We start from the raw sequence: 17,852 nt of genomic DNA on the forward strand, positions 1-17,852 counted from the left end.
TCTGGTCAGCGCAGCATCTTTTCCGCGTCGACCAGTTGAACGTCGCTCATCCGGTCTAGAAAGTCTTCCAGATAGAACTTGTGCGATGCGCCGGTGAAAACCAGCATCCGCGTGCCGGGGTGGCGGGCAAGAACGTCGCGGATATTCGCCGCCATGCGCAGGTTGCGCACGTCCCATGACCCGGCATAGCCGCGCCCATACTGGCCGGGCGAAGGTTCGTTCATCGCCGCGCCGAAATCGGACCGGTATATCTCCATCGCCTGCGCCGGATCGTTATAGGCCCGGTACATGGCCAGCACCGCACCCGGCTTGCCAAGGTTCGCCGCCAGCGCATCGTCCAGCGCCTTGCGCCGGGCGGTGGCGGGATTGTCCCACGCCTTGCCTATGGCCTCCCCGGCCGCCTTGCGGTCCTGCGCCGATCCGTCGCGCGTGTCCGCGGTATGATCGTCGATCGGCCAGACCCGCTGGAGCCCCAGCCGCACCGCAAGGCGCGCCGCGATCAGCAGGGATTCGTTGCTGCCGCCGATCCGCTCATCGAGGAACTTGACGAGCGCGGCGCTTATCCCGTCGCCGGCGCGGCGTTCCGCACGGGGAAGATAAAGCCACTGGACGAATGCGGAAAACTCGTCGCCGGCAGCCAGCATCAGCGCGGCAAGATGGCGCCGCTGCGCGGCGGACGGGTTGTCCGGCCAACGCGCGAACGTGCTGTCCATCTCGGCGGTTGCCGACGGAACGTCCAGCCCGGTGGCAAGGCGCGCAGGCGCGGTGTCTATGCAATAGTCATCGATGTCGAAATTGTAGCGGCCCGGATAATGCAACAAGTACCAGCACTGGATACCGGAAAGGTTCTCTATGGCGATTTCCTGCGGCTTCCACGCGGCAAGGCGCTGCATCAATGGCTCAACCATCGCGTCGTCGATTTTCACCGGAAGCTGCGGAAGATGCGCGCCGCCCAGCACCATGACCTCGTTCGGTTTGTGCGGCCCGTGGTACTTGAACACGCCGGGATCGAAGGCGGCGCGATAAGGCGCGGCCAAGGCCGGTGCAGCGCAAAATGCCGACAGGCCAAGCGCGATTGCGGGAAGAATGCCCCGAAAAACGGATCTGCGTGCCATGCCGTGTTCCCTGTGCGGATTGCTCTTGCGACTGCTGTCGCAAGTGACTGCCCAATGCGTATTACTGTGTCAATACAGCAAGTCTCATCACATCGGCGCAGACTATCCTGCTGGCGCAGACTGCCCCCTCGCGGCGGCACGGCTGCCCCGGACTTTTCTGCCCGCTTTGACCATACCCCTTCCCTTCATCGCCCGGCGTCGCCAAGTTGCGATGCGGAACCGTCAATTTCGTCCACTTATTCGGGGTAATCTGCAAAGGCATGAACAAACTCACCCATCTTGACGACGCGGGCAACGCGCGGATGGTCGATATCGGCGGAAAGGCGGAAACGCATCGCGTGGCCGTGGCCGCCGGGCGGATCGCGATGTCGCAAGAGGCGCTGGCCGCCGTGCGCGAAGGAACCGTGGCGAAGGGCGACGTGCTTGCCACCGCGCGGATTGCCGGCATCATGGCCGCGAAGAAGACCGGCGAACTTATCCCGCTTTGCCACCCGTTGTCGCTTGACGCGGTAAGCGTCGACTTCACCTTTCCGGACGGCGCAATCGAAGCGACCGCAACCGCGTCTCTGACCGGCCGGACCGGCGTTGAAATGGAAGCGATAACAGCGGTTTCCGTCGCGCTTTTGACAATTTACGACATGGCAAAGGCCATCGACAAGGGCATGGTGATCGAAAGCGTTCGCCTGATCGAGAAGCGCGGCGGGAAAAGCGGCACATGGAAGGCCGCGTGAGGGACGCGCCGCGCCAGCCGCCGCTTCCGCTGGAAGAAGCGCAGCGCCGCCTGCTGGACCTTGCGCCCCAATTGCGCATGGAACATCGCGCGGCAGAGGAATGCGCGGGGTTCTACCTTGCCGAACCGCTCAAGGCGCAGCGCAGCCAGCCTGCGCGCCCTGTTTCGGCAATGGACGGTTATGCCTGCCGCGCGGCCGACCTGCCGGGGCCATGCCGCATAGTCGGCGAAAGCGCGGCGGGGCATCCTTTTGCCGGACGGGTAGCCCCCGGCGAGGCGGTGCGCATCTCCACGGGTGCGGTCGTGCCCGAGGGAGCCGATTCCGTACTGTTGCAGGAAGACTGCACGTGCGAGGCAAACCACGTGCGGGTAACGGGTGAGCCGCCCTCGCCCCCGCACCGCCATATCCGCCCGGCGGCGATGGACTTTGCATCCGACAGCGAAATCCTGCCCGCCGGAACCCGGCTTGGCCCCGCGCAGATCGCGCTCGCCATCGCGGGCGGGCACCACCTGTTGCCCGTGCGTGCCATGCCGCGCGTAACCGTGATCGATTCGGGCGACGAACTGGTTGCGCCGGGGGCCGCGTGCGGGGTGCACCAGCTTCCCGCCAGCAACGGCCCAATGCTGGCCGCGATGGCTTCCGCCTATCCCGCCGCCGTTACCCGCGTCGGCCCGGTGCCGGACAGCATCGATGCCATCGTCGCCGCGCTCGACACGCAACCCGCGGCGGATCTTGTGGTGACGAGCGGCGGTGCATCGGTTGGCGATCATGACCTGATCCGCCCCGCGCTGGCCGAAATCGGCGCGGAACTGGCGTTCTGGCGCGTGGCGATAAAGCCGGGCAAGCCGCTGCTGGTGGCCCGCAGGGGCAAGCAGCTGATCCTGGGCTTGCCGGGCAATCCGGCGTCGGCCTTTGTCACCGGCTGGCTGTTCATGCTGCCTCTGTTGCGCAAGGCACTGGGAAGCGCCCACCCGCTACCCACCACCATTCCCGCCACGTTGGGCGCGCCGATGGCGCGTGGCGGAAGCCGGATGGAGTTCATCCGGGCACGCTGGGACGGCGAATGCGTGGTGCCCGAATCGCTTCAGGATTCGGGTGCGCTTTCCCCCCTTGCCCATGCCAACGCGCTGATCGTGCGCAAGGCCGGCGCGCCCGAACGCCCGGCGGGAGACGTAGTGCCAACATATGTCCTGGGGCTGGACGGGGTTACTTGACGAGTAGCGAATCGTTTCGTATCTGTTCCGCATTCGTTCACCACACGGAGTGGCGCGAGATGCTGACCCGCAAGCAGCACGAACTGCTGACTTTCATCCAGTCGAAGCTCGAGGAATCGGGCATTTCCCCGTCTTTCGAGGAAATGAAGGACGCGCTGGACCTCAAATCGAAGTCGGGCGTGCACCGGCTGATTTCCGCGCTGGAAGAACGCGGCTTCATCCGCCGCCTGCCAAACCGGGCAAGGGCGCTGGAAGTGCTCAAGCAGCCCGATGCGGTCGCCGCCCGTCCCAAGGCTGCGGCGCCCGCTGCGGCCAATGCGAACACGGCAACCGGCGTGGTGCGCGGCGGACAGGCATCGCGGCCTGCTCCTGCCAATCCGGCCCCTGCCAACGACGTGGTGGAAATCCCGCTGCACGGCCGCATCGCGGCGGGCGTCCCGATCGAGGCGCTGGAAGATAGCGCGACCCTACCCGTCCCCGCCGCCCTGCTTGGCTCGGGCGAACATTATGCGCTTGAGGTTTCGGGCGATTCGATGGTGGAAGCCGGCATCCTTGACGGCGACTATGCGCTTGTCCGCCGCACCGACACGGCCCGCGATGGCGAAATCGTGGTGGCGCTGGTGCGTGGAGAGGAAGCGACGCTGAAATACCTTCGCCGCGAAGACGGGCTTGTGCGCCTCGATCCGGCAAACGCTGCTTACGAACCGCAAATCTACCGACCGGACGAAGTGCAGGTGCAGGGCCGTCTGGCGGGGCTGTTGCGCCGCTATCACTAAGGCACGTTCGCGCTGGCCGGTTTGACGTCCGTCGCGGTGGGTGCCGGCCGCGTGGTCGGGCGTTTGATGTAGGTTCGTTGCCCGCCAAGGCGTTCCCATCCGTGTCGTCCCTGCTGGCTTGCAACGCTGGTGACGCGCCGGCTTTCCAGATCGATGGAAAGCCCGCCCGCCCGTTCGAGGAAGCGTCTGTCCGCCTTGATCCAGCGCGGACGGCAGCTTGACGGAAGCCAGCGATCGGCGATGACGATATCTGCCCGTTCGCAAGCAGCGGCCAATGCCAGTGCATCCACCCTGTAACGGCTGCGCGCCATCAGCAGGTGCCAGTTCCTGCCGCCGCGCCGAATCGTGACGCTGCAGAAATCGGGACTGCAGCGCGCGCCCGGCGATCCGGCCACCGGTGCAGGCTCTCCCGCCCTGCCAGCCATTTCTTTCAGGTTGTCGCGCGTATAGCTGCTTCGCCCCTCGCGCAGGATGAACAGATCGTGCCCCGCGCCGGCAATCGCGACATTGCGACCGTCACCCGTCACAAGGACATCGGGTGGTTTCACGAAGGCAAGACCCGCCACGCCCAGTCCGATCGGAACCAGCCCGGCCAGGCGGACCCTGCCGCTCCACAGTGCCAGCCACAGTCCGCCGCCCACGAAAAGCGCAAACGCAGCGCCCCCCATCGCGGGCATCAGCGTGACAGCGCCCGGACGACTCGCGGTGAAACGGGCGATGGCGATCAGGAGGTCGAGCGATTGGCCCGCCAGCCACCACACAGGCGCGCCGATATGCGCAAGGTCGAGCACAAGCGCGACTGCGATCAGCGGCATCGAAACGAAGGTCGTCAGCGGGATGGCGATTACGTTGGCCAGCGCGCCATAGACGCCGGCACGATGAAAGTGGAACAGGCCGATGGGCATAAGGACCAGTTCGATCACGACGCCGGTTGCCAGAAGAACGGCCGCGCCACGCGCAAGGCGCCGAACCGGACCTTCCTCTCGCGGCGCGGCGAACGCCTTCATCGGCGCGGAGGAATGAAGCGCAACGATCGCGATGACCGCCGCGAAGCTCAACTGGAAGCTGGGACCGGCCACCGCCTCGGGCCAGAACGCCATGACGAACAGCGCGGCCGCCGCTACCAGCCGCATGGACAGCGGATCGCGCCCCAGCGCCAGCGCCCCCAGCACCAGCACCGCACCGATGCACGAACGCACCGTCGGAACCTGCGCGCCGGTCAGCAAGGTATAGAAAATACCCGTCACCGCCCCCGCCCCCGCTGCGACGAGTGGCAACCGCACGCGCAGCGCCAATGCGGGCCAAAGCGCGAGCAGCCGGACGGTGAGGAAATAGGCGGCGGCAATCACCGCGCTGACGTGCAGCCCGCTGATCGACAGAAGATGCGTAAGCCCCGCATCGCGCATCGCGTCTTCGTCCGCCTTGCGGATTCCGCCCCGGTCGCCACTGGCGAAGGCCGCCGCGATCGCCCCCGGCGTTCCGCCAAGATGCGCGCGCACATGGCGCGACAGCGCGTGTTGCAATGCGCGCATCGTGCCGCCGCCGCGCGAGGACTTGACAAGGGTCGGCCTGCCCAGCGCGCTGCCCGTCGCCGCCCACCCGCGAAACCACGCCGTGCGCGCGAAATCGTAAGCCCCTGGAAGCATCGGCCCCGCCGGCGGCATCAGCCGCGCCTTTACGCGGATTACCGCGCCTTCCCTGTAATCCGGCGCATCCAACTTCTGCAGCAGGTTGATCCGCACCCTTGCCGCCCGGTCAACGCCGTCGATCCGGGCATCGAGTACAAGCCGCACACGCTCATGCGCGGGCTGCACTTGCCGGTCCACGATGCGCCCCAGAACCGTGGTCACCATTCGTCCGGGCAACGGTTGGACTCCGGCAAGCGCGGACTTCGTCCAGATCGTCGCGCAGCCTGCCGCCGCCATCACGGCAAGGCCCATGGTCGCGCCAAGCAGCACCGGGTATTTGCCCGCCAGGGCGCCCTCGCAAGCCAGCATCGCACCCGCCAACACAGCGCAGGCCGCGCAACCGGCGATAAGCACGGTCCATTCCGGCCATCCGGGAAGAACAAACCACGCGGCAATCCCGCATGCGAAAGCAACGGCCAGCCAGGGGCCGCGTTCGAACGGATGGGCGGCCAGAAACTTTTCCGCAGTGCGGCAAACGCTGGACAATCGGGGAAATCTGTCCCAATGCCGCGCCGTCCCGGCAATGTCGCCCAAGGGTGCGGCGGCTGCTTTACCGGGCGCCATGAGCCAAAAGGAAAGGATCGCGCGGCCGATGGCAAGCGCTAACGCAACCGATTCAGCAGCAACGGGAAAAACCCCGGTCGTAACCCGCTTCGCCCCCTCGCCCACGGGGTTCCTTCACATCGGCGGTGCACGCACTGCGCTGTTCAACTGGCTGTTCGCGCGCCATCACGGCGGCAAGTACCTGCTGCGGATCGAGGATACCGACCGCGCCCGATCCACCGAACCGGCCATTGCCGCCATTTTCGACGGATTGAACTGGCTCGGCCTTGGCGGAGACGAAGAGCCGGTGTTCCAGTTCGCCCGGTCGGACCGTCATGCCCAAGTCGCGCAACAGCTGCTGGACGCGGGCCAGGCATACCGCTGCTATCTGACACCCGAAGAATTGAAGGCTCGGCGCGAAAAGGCGCAGGCCGAGCGCCGCCCGTTCCGCATAGAAAGCGAATGGCGCGATGCCGATCCGGCCACCTGGCCCGAAGGCGCGCCCTATGTCGTGCGGATCAAGGCCCCGCGTGAGGGCGAAACAAGTATCAACGATCAGGTGCAGGGCCGCGTCAGCGTGTCCAATGCCGAGATCGACGACTTCGTGATCCTGCGCTCGGACGGTACGCCGACCTATATGCTGGCCGTCGTGGTGGACGACCGCGACATGGGCGTAACGCACGTGATCCGGGGGGACGACCACCTGAACAATGCGTTCCGCCAGCTGGTTATCCTGCGCGCGATGGACGCGATCGAAGGTGGCTGGCCCGATCCGGTCTATGCCCACGTGCCGCTGATCCACGGGGCCGACGGCGCGAAACTGTCCAAGCGGCACGGGGCGCTGGGCGTCGATACCTATCGCGACGAACTGGGCATCCTTCCCGAAGCGCTGTTCAATTACCTCCTCCGGCTTGGCTGGGGCCACGGCGACGACGAGATCATCGCGCGCGAAAAGGCGGTCGAATGGTTCGATATCGCCCATGTGGGCAAAAGCCCGTCGCGTTTCGATCTCAAGAAGCTGCAGAACCTCAATGGCCACTATATCCGCGAAGCGGACGATGCGCGCCTTGCCGGGCTCGTCGCACCGCTTCTGGCCGAAAAGTCGTCCGGTTTCGACGAAGCGCGCGACACGGCCCTGCTACAACGCGCGATGCCCGTGCTGAAGCCGCGCGCGGCCGACCTGCACGAGCTGGCTGCCGGCGCGGGCTTCCTTTTCGCTTCTCGCCCGCTCTCTCTGGACGAGAAGGCCGCGAAGCTGCTCGGTGATGAACAAAGGGCGCTTTTGGCCAGCATTTCCGCCCGTCTCGAAGCGGAAAATGACTGGACAACCGAAAGGCTGGAAGCCACTGTCAAGGCTATGGCAGAAGAGCTCGGGCTGGGCCTGGGCAAACTGGCCCAACCACTTCGCGCGGCGCTGACGGGGCAGGCGACCTCGCCCGGAATTTTCGACGTGCTGTTCCTGCTTGGCAAGGACGAATCGCTGGCGCGGATACGCGACCAGGCGGCTTGATCCGGTCATCGGGGTGCAGCGCAGAACACAACAGAACAGGAGTCTCTGACATGGGTGACAAAACAGCGACACTCAACGCGGACGGCAAAGGCTATGACATGCCGGTATTGAGCGGCACGTTGGGGCCGGACGTGGTCGACATCCGCAAGCTTTACGGCCAGTCGCACATGTTCACCTATGACCCCGGCTTCACATCGACCGCGAGCTGCGAAAGCGGGCTGACCTATATCGATGGCGAAGACGGCGTGCTGCTGCATCGCGGCTATCCGATCGGGCAGTTGGCGGAACATTCCAGCTTCACCGAAGTCGCCTACCTGATGCTGAATGGCGAATTGCCCAGCAAGGACGAGCTCGACACTTTCAACTACACGATCACGCGGCACACGATGCTGCACGAGCAGTTGATGACGTTCTATCGCGGTTTCCGCCGCGATGCGCACCCGATGGCGGTGATGTGCGGCGTGGTTGGCGCGCTGTCGGCCTTCTATCACGACAGCACGGACATTTCGGACCCGGTGCAGCGCCGTATCGCCAGCCACCGCCTGATCGCCAAGATGCCGACGATCGCGGCGATGGCCTATAAATACGCGGTAGGGCAGCCGTTCCTCTATCCGGACAACTCGCTCAGCTACACGGGCAACTTCCTGCGGATGACGTTCGGTGTGCCGGCGGAGCCCTATGAAATCCATCCGGCGGTCGAACGCGCGATGGATCGCATCTTCATCCTGCATGCCGACCACGAACAGAACGCCTCGACCTCTACCGTGCGGCTTGCCGGCTCGTCCGGCGCGAACCCGTTCGCGTGCATCGCGGCGGGCATCGCCTGCCTGTGGGGCCCCGCGCATGGCGGCGCCAACGAAGCGGCGCTCAACATGCTCCACGAGATCGGCACGCCCGACAAGATTCCCCACTATATCGAGCGGGCGAAGGACAAGAACGATCCGTTCCGCCTGATGGGTTTCGGCCACCGCGTGTACAAGAACTATGACCCGCGGGCGACGGTGATGCAGAAGACCGTGCGCGAGGTGTTCCAGGCGCTCAACGTGACCGATCCGGTGTTCGAAACCGCGCTTCGCCTTGAAGAAATCGCCCTGTCGGACCCCTACTTCGTCGAGAAGAAGCTGTTCCCGAACGTCGATTTCTATTCGGGCATCATCCTTTCCGCGATCGGATTCCCGACCACGATGTTCACTGCGCTGTTCGCCCTTGCCCGCACCGTGGGCTGGGTTGCCCAGTGGAACGAAATGATTTCCGACCCCGGCCAGAAGATCGGCCGCCCGCGCCAGCTTTACACCGGCCCGACGCAGCGCGACTACGTGCCCGTAGACAAGCGCTGAAGCTGACAACATCAAAAAGGAGCGCGCAACGATGCGGATCGTCATTCAGGCCATCGGAATCGCCGCGCTCCTTATGGGCCTGCTCTGGATCGGCCAGGGCACCGGCCTTGTGATGTGGCCGTCGTCAAGCTTCATGCTGGCGCAGGGCCAATGGGCGGTTTACGGGGCAATCCTGGCCGCCGCGGGCATCGCGATCTTCATGCTGGCGCGCAAACGACGCCCTTAGATCGGTTTCGGATCGCTTCGCTCAATCGCGGGCGGGCAGCGTCAGCACAAAGCGCGCACCGCCGCTTTCGGCACGTTCGACCATCAGATCCCCGTCCATCGCGCGCGCCAGCCGCCGCGAAATATACAGACCAAGCCCGCTGCCGCCGTCGCCGCTACGGCCAAGCCGCTCGAACTTTTCGAAAACGCGGTCGGCCTGATCGGGCGTCAGCCCTTCCCCTTCATCCTCGACCGCGACCCATGCGCGGCCATCGGTGATGCCGCAACGGATCGTGACGGTCGTCTCTTCCGGACTGTAGCGGATCGCGTTGCTGATAAGGTTCAGCAGCACCTGGAGAACCCGCCGGTCTTCCCCCACCGCAGGCACTTGCGGTTCTTCCGGCGGAACGGCCAGCACGATGGCCCGTTCCGCGGCGCGCACCGAAAGGATGCCGGCGGCACGGCGCGCGCAATCCGCCAGATCGATGTGATCGGGAGCCGTCGAAAAATCAGCCGATTCAATCGCTTCCAGATCGGCCAGGTCTTCCACCAGCCCCAGCAGGTGGCGCCCCGCCTCGGCTATGTCGCCGGCATAGGAGCCATAGGCATCCGCCAAAGGCCCCGCCAGACGGGTGCGGATCGTTTCGGCATTGGCAATGATGCGATTGATGGGCTGGACCAGCGCCGGCCCAAGTTCGCGCGCAAGCAGGGCATTGTACCCGCCTTCCGCACCCTCGTTCAGCTTTGCATCGTTGCCCGGCAGGCTGTCGATGGCGAGTGGCAGCAGGAACATGTCCAGGCCCCCCGCCTTCAGTGGGGAGAAGCGTACCTGCCATTCGGCCTTTCCGCCGCGAAGCAGCACGCCCGCCCCGTCAAGCAGGCGCCAGTGCAGCCCGTCGCGGTCCATGCCGCCTTCAAGGCGGACAAACGTGGTCCAGCGCCGCCCGCGCCCCGCGTTCATCTCGTTCGCCAGCGTGTGCAGCCGTTCATCCCGCGCTTGCGCGAAGACGATCGCCTGATCCTCATCCAGTCTTGCGGTCAGCCCGGCAATCTGGCCAAGCAGCGCCTCATCGGACAGCGGTGCCAACCCCTCCGGGACGCCCGGAGAGGCCTGCCACTGGCCGATCTCCACAATCGTTCCATCACCGAATGGTTCTACCCTCGCCCAAAGCGAAATGGGCTGGCCATCGTCGTCAACGGTCAGGCTGCGGGACAGGCGCATGTGCTGCCGCCGGGCCTTGCGCACAAGGCCAAGCAACGCAGGCACCGCGATAACGCCCGGAATAACCCCGCCACATCGCCGCTGGAGCGCGGCAATGGCCTCGTCCGCCTCGACCAGCCGGTCGCGGTCGTCGCAGCGGGCCCGCAGCGGTCCGGCCGTCCCGGTCGAAGCGGCGCTGCTCATGTCAATGGCCGGCCGTTCCGGCGGATTGCCCCAGCAGGGCAGCCGCGCGGTCGGCGTGCAGGGCTTCGAGCCCTTCGGGAAGCTCGACATCGGGATGGATCGCAGCGAATTGCGTGACAAGCGCATCGCGCTTCAACCCGCAGGCGGCAAGCGCCAGCACAAGGCGCCCCATCTGTCCGTCGGTGGTGGACATCATCGCCGCATCCCGGTCCTGCCCGGCACCCAGCGCCAGCGCGGACAGGAACAGTGCGACGCCTGCGTCCTCTATCGAAAGCGCGGCAGCGGCATTGTTGCCCATTTCACCCAGTAACCCGGCCGCAAGATCCACGCGCGCCGCGTGGTTTTCGTGCTCCGCGCGCAACGTTTCCTCGGCGGATGCCGCGCATTCGTCCATCGCCGGGTCCTGCCCTGCCTGCGCGCGCATGGTGAGCATCGCCGCATGGAAGAAATCGCCCGGAAGTTCTGCCAGCGGCATCTCCATCCGCCGCTGCGTCTGGCAGAACCGCGCCTGCGCGGTGAGAAAGTGCATCGCCACCGTCGCCACTTCGGGCAAGGCGGATGCGACTTGCGCCTGGAGCAGCGGCGAGAGGACGGGATCGATCGACCGTTCCCGCTCAAGCCGGCAGGTTAGCTGGTATTCCAGTGCAAGCGCATGGAAATGCGCGATCAATGCCTGGTTTCCGGCGAGTGCCACGGCAAGTTCCGGCGCCGCTTCTTCCGCCCAGCCGTGCGCATCGTCGTACCCGGCCGCCCGCGCCAGCGCGATAACAAGCTGGCGCGCGACATCGGCCACCATCCCGCGCACACGCGCGATCACTTCGTCACTGAAGACGGAATGATCGTCGCTGCGCAGGAGATGGCGCAGGATCACAGCATTGTTCTCCGCAACCTGCAGGGACGCAGCCAGTTCGTCACGCAACAGCGCGTCGATCGACTCCGTCCCGGCCGTGGGATACGCCGATTGCATCATGCCTTCGCCTTAGCGGCTTTTGGTTAAGGGCGGGTTAGGGTTGTCAGGCAACAGGTAGGTGGAAACGACCGCCATCGCCAGTATCAGCAATGCGATTATCGCCACGGCCATGTCGAAAGGCAGAAAGGCGCTCACCAGAATCAGCACCAGCGCCGCCACGGCACGATCCGCCAGCCATCGCGTCCAGCCCATTCCCGGCAAGACGCGCGGCACAAGCCGCAACAGGCCGAAAAGCACCAGCGGCGCAAACAGGTCCGCACCCGCCGGCAATCCGGCCGCAAGCGGCAATTCGCTGCGCCAGGCGCACAGCGCGACGAACGCGGCATCCAGCAGCCAGGAAAATGCCGCCGAAAATCCGAAGCGGTCCGGGCTGTCGACAACGGAAACACGCTCAATCCGGTCAAGGAGAACCGCGCTGCTCCGCGCCAGCCACGCAAACCCAAGCAGTGCGAACCCGGTGCCTGCATAGCCGAACCATCCTGCGCCCAGCCCAAGCAGGGCGGCAAGCGCGGCACCGGCAGACACGATCCACGGACGCGTGCCGGCATGGAGGATGGCGGGGCCGGTGGTTCGCACCAGCAGGCGGCTGGCAGCGACGCCCGGCGATTCCGGCCCTTGAGCCGCCGTATGGATCTTCATCCACGCGGATTCGACGTTCGCGGCCTCATCCTCCGAGCGGACGAGTTGCCACGTTCCGGCGGCTACCGATCCCGCCGGGATGCCTTTCAGCGGCACGCCAGCCTGCACGGCGATGCGCAAGAGCGCGGATTGCGCGCTCCAGTCGCCCGGCAATTCGCCCAGCCGTGCCACCAGCCGGCCGGGAAGGCGCATCGCGCCGGCATCGGAATGGTTGATATCCAGCCGTTCGAAACCCGCGGGCAGGCCCGTTTCCACCGGCAGCGTCAATACCGCCGGGCCTTCTTCCAGCACGTCGCGCGCGGTTGCCGGGATGGCAAGGAACCCATCCGAAAAGACGAACAGCTCGTCCGCCGGGCTGACCAGCGGCACAAGTGCGCGCGGCGCGGCGATCACGTGGAATTGCGCCCCGGCGTCCTCCGCCACGTGCTGCAACGCGACGAGATCGGCCTCAAGCCGCTCTGCCAGGAACACGATCCGGGTGCAGCCCAGCGCAAGCGCCAGGGCCAGCTGGTGACGCGCCACGCTTCGTCCGCCGACGTGCAGCCCGCCGCGCAGAGCTTCATCGCCGTCAGCGGCGGATTCCAGCATAGAAAGAAGTGCGACCCGCACCTGATGCGTCCTCCCGGGGGAAAGCCGGAGAGATAGGGATACGAAGCCGCGCTGCCAAGCGCGCTTGGGGTGGGCTCAATCGCGGTCGGACGAAAGATCGGTGATAAAACGCTCTATTCGTCGCAGGATGCCGGGTTCCCCCGGTGCGGCCTCAAGCGCCTCTTCGGCGAGGACGATAAGCTGTTCGGCATGAAAACTGGCGGCAAGCCCCTTCAGGCGCATGGCTGCGATCTGCCAGTTTCCATCGCATCGCGAACGTCGCATCAGGTCAAGCTGCTGTGCCGCGCTTTCGATGAACGCGGCCCGCAATTCAAGGAACAAAGCGGCATCGTCGCCCGAAACAAGCGCCAGATTCGCGTCGATTCCTTCGCCGAGGTAGGCCATTCGGCAACACCTAGCGAAGGAAAGTTAAGGCGGGGTTTAGACTTGCCCCCGGCTCATGATATGAAGACGGCATGAGTGCGGGATCACGGATCATTCCGATCGAGGGTGCGGATGCGGCCGATTCGGCTGCCGATACGCCATATGAAGCAACCCAGCTGGCAGACGAGGATACGACTGCCGAAGCCGAAGCGCCGTGGGATGAAGCCTTCGAGGATGAACCTGCACAAGCGCGTGGCGGATGGATCGCGCCGGTGCTTGCCGGCATGGCAATCGCCGCGTGGACGGGCTTTTTCGCTTTCGCCCACTGGCCCGCAATCGCCGCGCCGGCGCCGCTGGCGCAATGGGCCGACTGGGTCGCTTCGTGGTCCGTGCCCGTGCTGCTTGTGTTGGTGATCCTTCTTGTCACCTTGCGCACGAGCCGCCGCGAAGCGGCGCGCTTCGGCGACGTTACGCGCGATCTGGCGCATCATTCGGCTCTGCTTGAAGACCGGCTTCGCACGGTCAACACCGAACTTTCTCTGGCACGTGACTTCATCGCGTCACAGGCGCGCGACCTTGAAGCGCTGGGGCGCATCGCGGTCGATCGCCTGTCCGGCAGCGCGGGCCAGCTGGAAACCCTGATCGGCGACAATGGCGAAAAGCTGGATCGGATCGCCTCCGTTTCCGAAAGCGCCACGGAAAACATGGAAAAGCTGCGCGGGCAGCTTCCCGTGATCGCCAACGCTGCCAAGGACGTAACCAACAATATCGGCAACGCAGGCCGCACCGCGCACATGCAGCTGGAAGACCTGGTTGCGGGCTTCCACAGGCTGAACGAATTCGGCGTCGCCAGCGAAAAGCAGGTCGACATGCTGCGCGGACGTCTGGCCGAAATTCATGACGAGCTGGAACAGCGCGCGGGGCAGATGCAGGAAATCGCCACCGCGCGGTTCTCGACGCTCAACGAGGAAAGCGAAACGCTGCGCGCGCGGCTGGACCAGGACGAGATCGCCGCACTTGCCGCAATTCGCGGCCGCGCTGAGGCGCTGGGCGAAGAACTGGCGGCTCATCGCGATTCGCTGGCCGGAGCGGAACGCGAAATGCTCTCCGCGCTGCGCGAACGGCTGGCCACGCTCTCCAACGAAAGCGAAGAGCACAGCCGCCGGTTCGCCGAAGCGGAATCGACGGCGCTCGCACACTGGCAGGACCGCGCCGAAGCGCATGCTGCTTCGATCCGTCAGGCCATAGATGCGCTGACCGAAGACCATGACCGTGCGGTAACGGCCGCGGCAGAACGCCTTGCCTCTTTCGAGGACCACGCGCGCACGATCTCTTCGGGCATGGAGGAGCACGCGAAAACCGCCGAAACCGCGCTTGGATCGCGTTTCGCGGCCATGTCTTCAAGCCTTGCCGAGCAGCGCGAAACGCTGTCGCGGCGGCTGGAGGAAATCGACACGGCCATTTCCGAACGGCGCGATGCGATCGCGGACGCCGGTGCGCGCGCGGCGGACGAACTGGCGCGCAAGCTTGCGGACCTCGACGCGGTGATGGAAGAGCACCGCGAACGGCAGGAAACCAACGCTCAGGGCCTTGCCGCGCAGTGCGACGCTGTGGGTGAGCGGGCGGCGGCGCTTGCCGAAACCCTGCGTGCATCAAGCGAACATGGCGAGCATACCGCCCGCGCCGTCAGCCAGGCGCTGGCCCATCTCAACGACAGGCTTGGCGCAAGCCGCGAAACGCTGCACGGCACAAGCGGCGACATCACCGACCTGACCGACGCGGCCGTGCGACTGCTGGAACTTATCCAGGCCAGCAGCGATCACGCGCGCGATCACATACCGGTCGCCATCGGAGAGGCGGAACAGCGTCTGCACGCCATAGATGACCGCGTGATGAGCCTGAGCGACACGATCTCGGAAGCTGGCAAACGCGGCAGCGACCTGTCCGATTATGTGCTTGCGGCAAGGCGCGAAGTTACTGGGACGATTTCGGAGATGTCGTCGCTCCACCAGACGATGTCCGACGAGGCCGTGGCCCACGGCGAAAAGATCGCGGCGATGCAGCAGCGCCTTGCCGAAGCGCGCACCGAAAGCGAGGCGTTGAGCCGCGATGTGGACGAGGTGCTGACGGCGGCGATTGCGCGCCTGTCCGAAGCCGCGCAAAAGGCCAGCGCGGACCTGAAGGGCAATACCGCCGCGGAAATCGACGCGCTGGCGGAAAAGCTGGGAAGCGAAACGAGCGAGGCGCTGGCCAAGGTCATGAAATCGCGCGGCGCGGAACTGGTCGCGCGGCTGGAAGAAGCGCTCGACAACGCGGCAGAGGCAAGCCGCGACACCGCGTTGGCGATGCGCGACCAGCTTGCCAAGGTGGACGAGCTTGCGGGGAACCTGGAAAACCGCGTCGCCCGCGCCCGCGAACGCGCGGAAGAGCAGGTGGACAACGATTTCGCCCGTCGCGCCGCGTTGATCACCGAAGCGCTCAACTCTACCGCCATCGACATTGCGAAGGCGCTTTCGGCCGATGTTTCGGAAACCGCGTGGGCATCGTACCTGCGCGGCGACCGCGGCATCTTCACGCGCCGCGCGGTCAGCCTGCTGGACAGCGCCGAAGCCAAGGCGGTTCAGCAGCATTACGAAAACGATGCCGAGTTCCAGAGCCACGTGAACCGCTACATCCACGACTTCGAGGCGATGCTGCGGCAGCTGCTTTCAACGCGTGACGGCAATGCGCTGGGCGTGACGCTGCTTTCTTCCGACATGGGCAAGCTCTATGTCGCGCTGGCTCAAGGGATCGAGCGGCTCCGCGCCTGAGGACTTTCGTGCGTTTCAGGCTGTTCGGGCCGCTTTGACGGATGCGGTTTCGATGCGGCTGATGGCCTGCCCCTGCTGACGACCTGCGCCTACGAGCGTTGAATCGGGTTGCACATCCGGCGCTTGCGCAATGCGCTTCGACAGGCTCAGGGCGAACGGGTGTCTGGAAGGCTGCATTGCCTTGGGTCACGCAAATTTATGTCAAATTCAGGTGGCTGCCAGATGCCGCTGATCGGACCGGAAACGAGAAAGGCCGCCTCCCGAACCCGGAAGGCGGCCTTTTCCTTTTGCGTCGACGCTCTCGTCAGGCGTCGTTACCGCCCGGCGTGTGCGCACCCGGCATCGGCGGAACCGGCTGCGGCGGACTGTCGGTATCGTCCTCGTGCACGTCGATGATGCCGCGCCCCACGTGGCTCTTGCGGAAGCCGTAGAGGAAATAGACGACAAGGCCGATACCGCCCCAGACGGGCAGCACCAGCATCGCCTCTATCGGCAGGTTGAAATAGAGCAGCAGGCATCCGACCGCCGAAATCGGCGCTATCACCCACACGATCGGCGTGCGGAACGGGCGCGCGCGATTCGGGTCGCGCACGCGCAGGACCAGCACCGCGATCGACACCATGAAGAACGCGAACAGCGTGCCAGAGTTCGAAATGTCGGCAAGCTGGCCCACCGGCAGCAGCGCCGCGGCGATGGCCACGAAAACGCCGGTAATCAGCGTGACGATGTGCGGGGTCTTCCACTTCGGGTGAACCGTGGCGAGCTTTTCTGGAAGCAGGCCGTCACGCGCCATGACGAAGAAGATACGCGTCTGGCCGAACAACATCATCAGGATGACCGAAGGCAGCGCCAGGTTGGCGGCAAGGCCGATAAGGTCGCCCGCCCAGGTATAGTTCACCGCGCGCAGCACGTGGGCCAGCGCTTCCTTGGAACAGACCAGCGGTTCCTGCCCCTGTGCGACCAATGCCTGGCACTGGTTCATGAATTCGGGCGTACCCGGCTGCACGCCCAGCGCCGTGGGCTGCGCGCCGATGGCTCCGATCGCGCCCGCAGCGACGAGAAGGTAGAAAACCGTACAGATCGCGAGGCTTCCGATCAGGCCGATCGGCACGTTTCGTTGCGGGTCTTTCGTCTCTTCGGCTGCGGTCGAAACCGCATCGAACCCGACATAGGCGAAGAAGATCGATGCCGCCGCGCCCACAACGCCCAGCCCGCTGGTGCCCGCCGGGCCGAACCAGCCGTTTGGTGTGAACGGCGCGAAGTGCTGACCGTTGAGCAGCGGCAGCGTGAGGATGATGAACATCGTCAGCGCGAGCACCTTGATCGCCACCAGGAACGCATTGAACGTGGCGCTTTCCTTGGTGCCGATCATCAACAGCAGCGTAACCGCCAAAGCCACGAAGATTGCCGGAACGTTGATGATACCGTGGCTGAAATCCACGCCGGACAGCGACCATGCCGGTCCGGCGGACAAAGCGGAGGGTAATTCGAACCCCGTCCAGCTTTTCAATAGCCCCATGAAATAGCCGGACCAGCCGACCGAAACCGCGCTGGCCGCAACCGCATATTCCAGGATCAGCGCCCAGCCGACCATCCAGGCCAGGACTTCCCCGACCACGGCATAAGTATAGGTATAGGCAGACCCGGAGACCGGCACCATCGATGCCAGTTCGGAATAGCACAGCGCCGCGACCGCGCAGACGAAGCCCGCGATCACGAAGCTCCACATCATGCCCGGACCCGCTTTCTGGGCGGCGGCGGCGGTCAGGACGAAAATACCGGTGCCGATAATGGCGCCGACGCCGAGCAGCGTCAGCTGCACCGGCCCGAGTGTGCGGTGCAGCGACTTCTTCTCGGCCGTTGCGAGAATAGCGTCGAGCGGTTTGACGCGACCAAACATTCAGGTCTCCCCATGAGCCGGAGCCGAAAGCCGCGCGC

The 17,852-nt window shown here is 65.4% G+C and carries 14 protein-coding genes; 7 read left to right on the forward strand and 7 right to left on the reverse strand.

Going from position 1 to position 17,852, the window contains the following annotated elements; genetic code table 11:
* Positions 1 to 5 precede the first annotated feature (5 nt).
* Positions 6 to 1,115, reverse strand: a complete 1,110-nt coding sequence (locus RXV95_RS10770) for a DUF5694 domain-containing protein (protein ID WP_338466053.1) — start codon at positions 1,113 to 1,115, stop codon at positions 6 to 8.
* A 260-nt stretch (positions 1,116 to 1,375) separates the two neighbouring features.
* On the opposite strand from RXV95_RS10770, the gene moaC reads away from it, so the two are divergent.
* Genes moaC through lexA form a run of 3 tightly spaced genes read left to right on the forward strand, consistent with a single transcriptional unit; the run spans position 1,376 to position 3,836 of the window.
* Complete coding sequence (gene moaC / locus RXV95_RS10775; protein ID WP_338466054.1) at positions 1,376 to 1,846, forward strand: cyclic pyranopterin monophosphate synthase MoaC; 471 nt, start codon at positions 1,376 to 1,378, stop codon at positions 1,844 to 1,846.
* On the forward strand, positions 1,831 to 3,060 hold the full coding sequence (locus RXV95_RS10780) for a molybdopterin molybdotransferase MoeA (protein ID WP_338466055.1): 1,230 nt from the start codon (positions 1,831 to 1,833) through the stop codon (positions 3,058 to 3,060). Before moaC ends, RXV95_RS10780 begins: the two co-directional genes overlap by 16 nt.
* A 59-nt stretch (positions 3,061 to 3,119) precedes the next feature.
* Complete coding sequence (gene lexA, locus RXV95_RS10785; protein WP_338466056.1) at positions 3,120 to 3,836, forward strand: transcriptional repressor LexA; 717 nt, start codon at positions 3,120 to 3,122, stop codon at positions 3,834 to 3,836.
* Here the strand turns inward: lexA and RXV95_RS10790 are convergent.
* Entirely contained in the window at positions 3,833 to 6,088 is a 2,256-nt protein-coding gene (locus tag RXV95_RS10790; protein ID WP_338466057.1) for a ComEC/Rec2 family competence protein, read from the reverse strand. The two genes, lexA and RXV95_RS10790, sit on opposite strands and share 4 nt — an antisense overlap.
* A gap of 28 nt (positions 6,089 to 6,116) precedes the next feature.
* Between RXV95_RS10790 and gltX the strand changes: the two genes are divergently transcribed.
* Genes gltX through RXV95_RS10805 form a run of 3 tightly spaced genes read left to right on the forward strand, consistent with a single transcriptional unit; the run spans position 6,117 to position 9,140 of the window.
* Positions 6,117 to 7,577: a glutamate--tRNA ligase gene (gltX, locus tag RXV95_RS10795; RefSeq protein WP_338466058.1), complete on the forward strand. Its 1,461-nt coding sequence runs from the start codon at positions 6,117 to 6,119 to the stop codon at positions 7,575 to 7,577.
* A 50-nt stretch (positions 7,578 to 7,627) separates the two neighbouring features.
* Positions 7,628 to 8,914 (forward strand): citrate synthase, encoded by a 1,287-nt coding sequence (locus tag RXV95_RS10800; RefSeq protein WP_338466059.1) that lies wholly within the window; start codon positions 7,628 to 7,630, stop codon positions 8,912 to 8,914.
* A gap of 31 nt (positions 8,915 to 8,945) precedes the next feature.
* Positions 8,946 to 9,140: a hypothetical protein gene (locus RXV95_RS10805; RefSeq protein ID WP_338466060.1), complete on the forward strand. Its 195-nt coding sequence runs from the start codon at positions 8,946 to 8,948 to the stop codon at positions 9,138 to 9,140.
* 21 nt (positions 9,141 to 9,161) lie between these two features.
* Here RXV95_RS10805 and RXV95_RS10810 read toward each other — a convergent pair whose 3' ends face one another.
* The 4 genes from RXV95_RS10810 to RXV95_RS10825 form a co-directional block, all read right to left on the reverse strand.
* Positions 9,162 to 10,523 (reverse strand): HAMP domain-containing sensor histidine kinase, encoded by a 1,362-nt coding sequence (locus RXV95_RS10810; RefSeq protein ID WP_338466061.1) that lies wholly within the window; start codon positions 10,521 to 10,523, stop codon positions 9,162 to 9,164.
* Position 10,524: 1 nt separating this feature from the next.
* Positions 10,525 to 11,493 (reverse strand): hypothetical protein, encoded by a 969-nt coding sequence (locus RXV95_RS10815; RefSeq protein ID WP_338466062.1) that lies wholly within the window; start codon positions 11,491 to 11,493, stop codon positions 10,525 to 10,527.
* A gap of 9 nt (positions 11,494 to 11,502) precedes the next feature.
* A complete protein-coding gene (locus RXV95_RS10820) occupies positions 11,503 to 12,720 on the reverse strand; it encodes a hypothetical protein (RefSeq protein ID WP_338466063.1) in 1,218 nt (405 codons plus the stop codon).
* A 96-nt stretch (positions 12,721 to 12,816) separates the two neighbouring features.
* Positions 12,817 to 13,125 (reverse strand): Hpt domain-containing protein, encoded by a 309-nt coding sequence (locus RXV95_RS10825; RefSeq protein ID WP_338466064.1) that lies wholly within the window; start codon positions 13,123 to 13,125, stop codon positions 12,817 to 12,819.
* A 71-nt stretch (positions 13,126 to 13,196) separates the two neighbouring features.
* On the opposite strand from RXV95_RS10825, the gene RXV95_RS10830 reads away from it, so the two are divergent.
* Positions 13,197 to 15,914, forward strand: coding sequence for a hypothetical protein (locus tag RXV95_RS10830; protein WP_338466065.1), 2,718 nt, complete (start codon positions 13,197 to 13,199; stop codon positions 15,912 to 15,914).
* Between the two features lie 304 nt (positions 15,915 to 16,218).
* On the opposite strand, the gene RXV95_RS10835 is transcribed toward RXV95_RS10830, so the two are convergent.
* Positions 16,219 to 17,814, reverse strand: a complete 1,596-nt coding sequence (locus RXV95_RS10835; protein WP_338466066.1) for an amino acid permease — start codon at positions 17,812 to 17,814, stop codon at positions 16,219 to 16,221.
* Between the last annotated feature and the right edge of the window lie 38 nt (positions 17,815 to 17,852).

Source organism: Novosphingobium sp. ZN18A2 (assembly GCF_036784765.1).
Classification (GTDB): domain Bacteria; phylum Pseudomonadota; class Alphaproteobacteria; order Sphingomonadales; family Sphingomonadaceae; genus Novosphingobium.

Bases quoted from the DNA above. Each gene is read 5' to 3' on its own strand.
- RXV95_RS10770 (WP_338466053.1), bottom strand. From the start codon at position 1,115: ATGGCACGCAGATCCGTTTTTCGGGGCATTCTTCCCGCAATCGCGCTT.
- moaC (WP_338466054.1), top strand. From the start codon at position 1,376: ATGAACAAACTCACCCATCTTGACGACGCGGGCAACGCGCGGATGGTC.
- RXV95_RS10780 (WP_338466055.1), top strand. From the start codon at position 1,831: ATGGAAGGCCGCGTGAGGGACGCGCCGCGCCAGCCGCCGCTTCCGCTG.
- lexA (WP_338466056.1), top strand. From the start codon at position 3,120: ATGCTGACCCGCAAGCAGCACGAACTGCTGACTTTCATCCAGTCGAAG.
- RXV95_RS10790 (WP_338466057.1), bottom strand. From the start codon at position 6,088: ATGGCGCCCGGTAAAGCAGCCGCCGCACCCTTGGGCGACATTGCCGGG.
- gltX (WP_338466058.1), top strand. From the start codon at position 6,117: ATGGCAAGCGCTAACGCAACCGATTCAGCAGCAACGGGAAAAACCCCG.
- RXV95_RS10800 (WP_338466059.1), top strand. From the start codon at position 7,628: ATGGGTGACAAAACAGCGACACTCAACGCGGACGGCAAAGGCTATGAC.
- RXV95_RS10805 (WP_338466060.1), top strand. From the start codon at position 8,946: ATGCGGATCGTCATTCAGGCCATCGGAATCGCCGCGCTCCTTATGGGC.
- RXV95_RS10810 (WP_338466061.1), bottom strand. From the start codon at position 10,523: ATGAGCAGCGCCGCTTCGACCGGGACGGCCGGACCGCTGCGGGCCCGC.
- RXV95_RS10815 (WP_338466062.1), bottom strand. From the start codon at position 11,493: ATGATGCAATCGGCGTATCCCACGGCCGGGACGGAGTCGATCGACGCG.
- RXV95_RS10820 (WP_338466063.1), bottom strand. From the start codon at position 12,720: ATGCTGGAATCCGCCGCTGACGGCGATGAAGCTCTGCGCGGCGGGCTG.
- RXV95_RS10825 (WP_338466064.1), bottom strand. From the start codon at position 13,125: ATGGCCTACCTCGGCGAAGGAATCGACGCGAATCTGGCGCTTGTTTCG.
- RXV95_RS10830 (WP_338466065.1), top strand. From the start codon at position 13,197: ATGAGTGCGGGATCACGGATCATTCCGATCGAGGGTGCGGATGCGGCC.
- RXV95_RS10835 (WP_338466066.1), bottom strand. From the start codon at position 17,814: ATGTTTGGTCGCGTCAAACCGCTCGACGCTATTCTCGCAACGGCCGAG.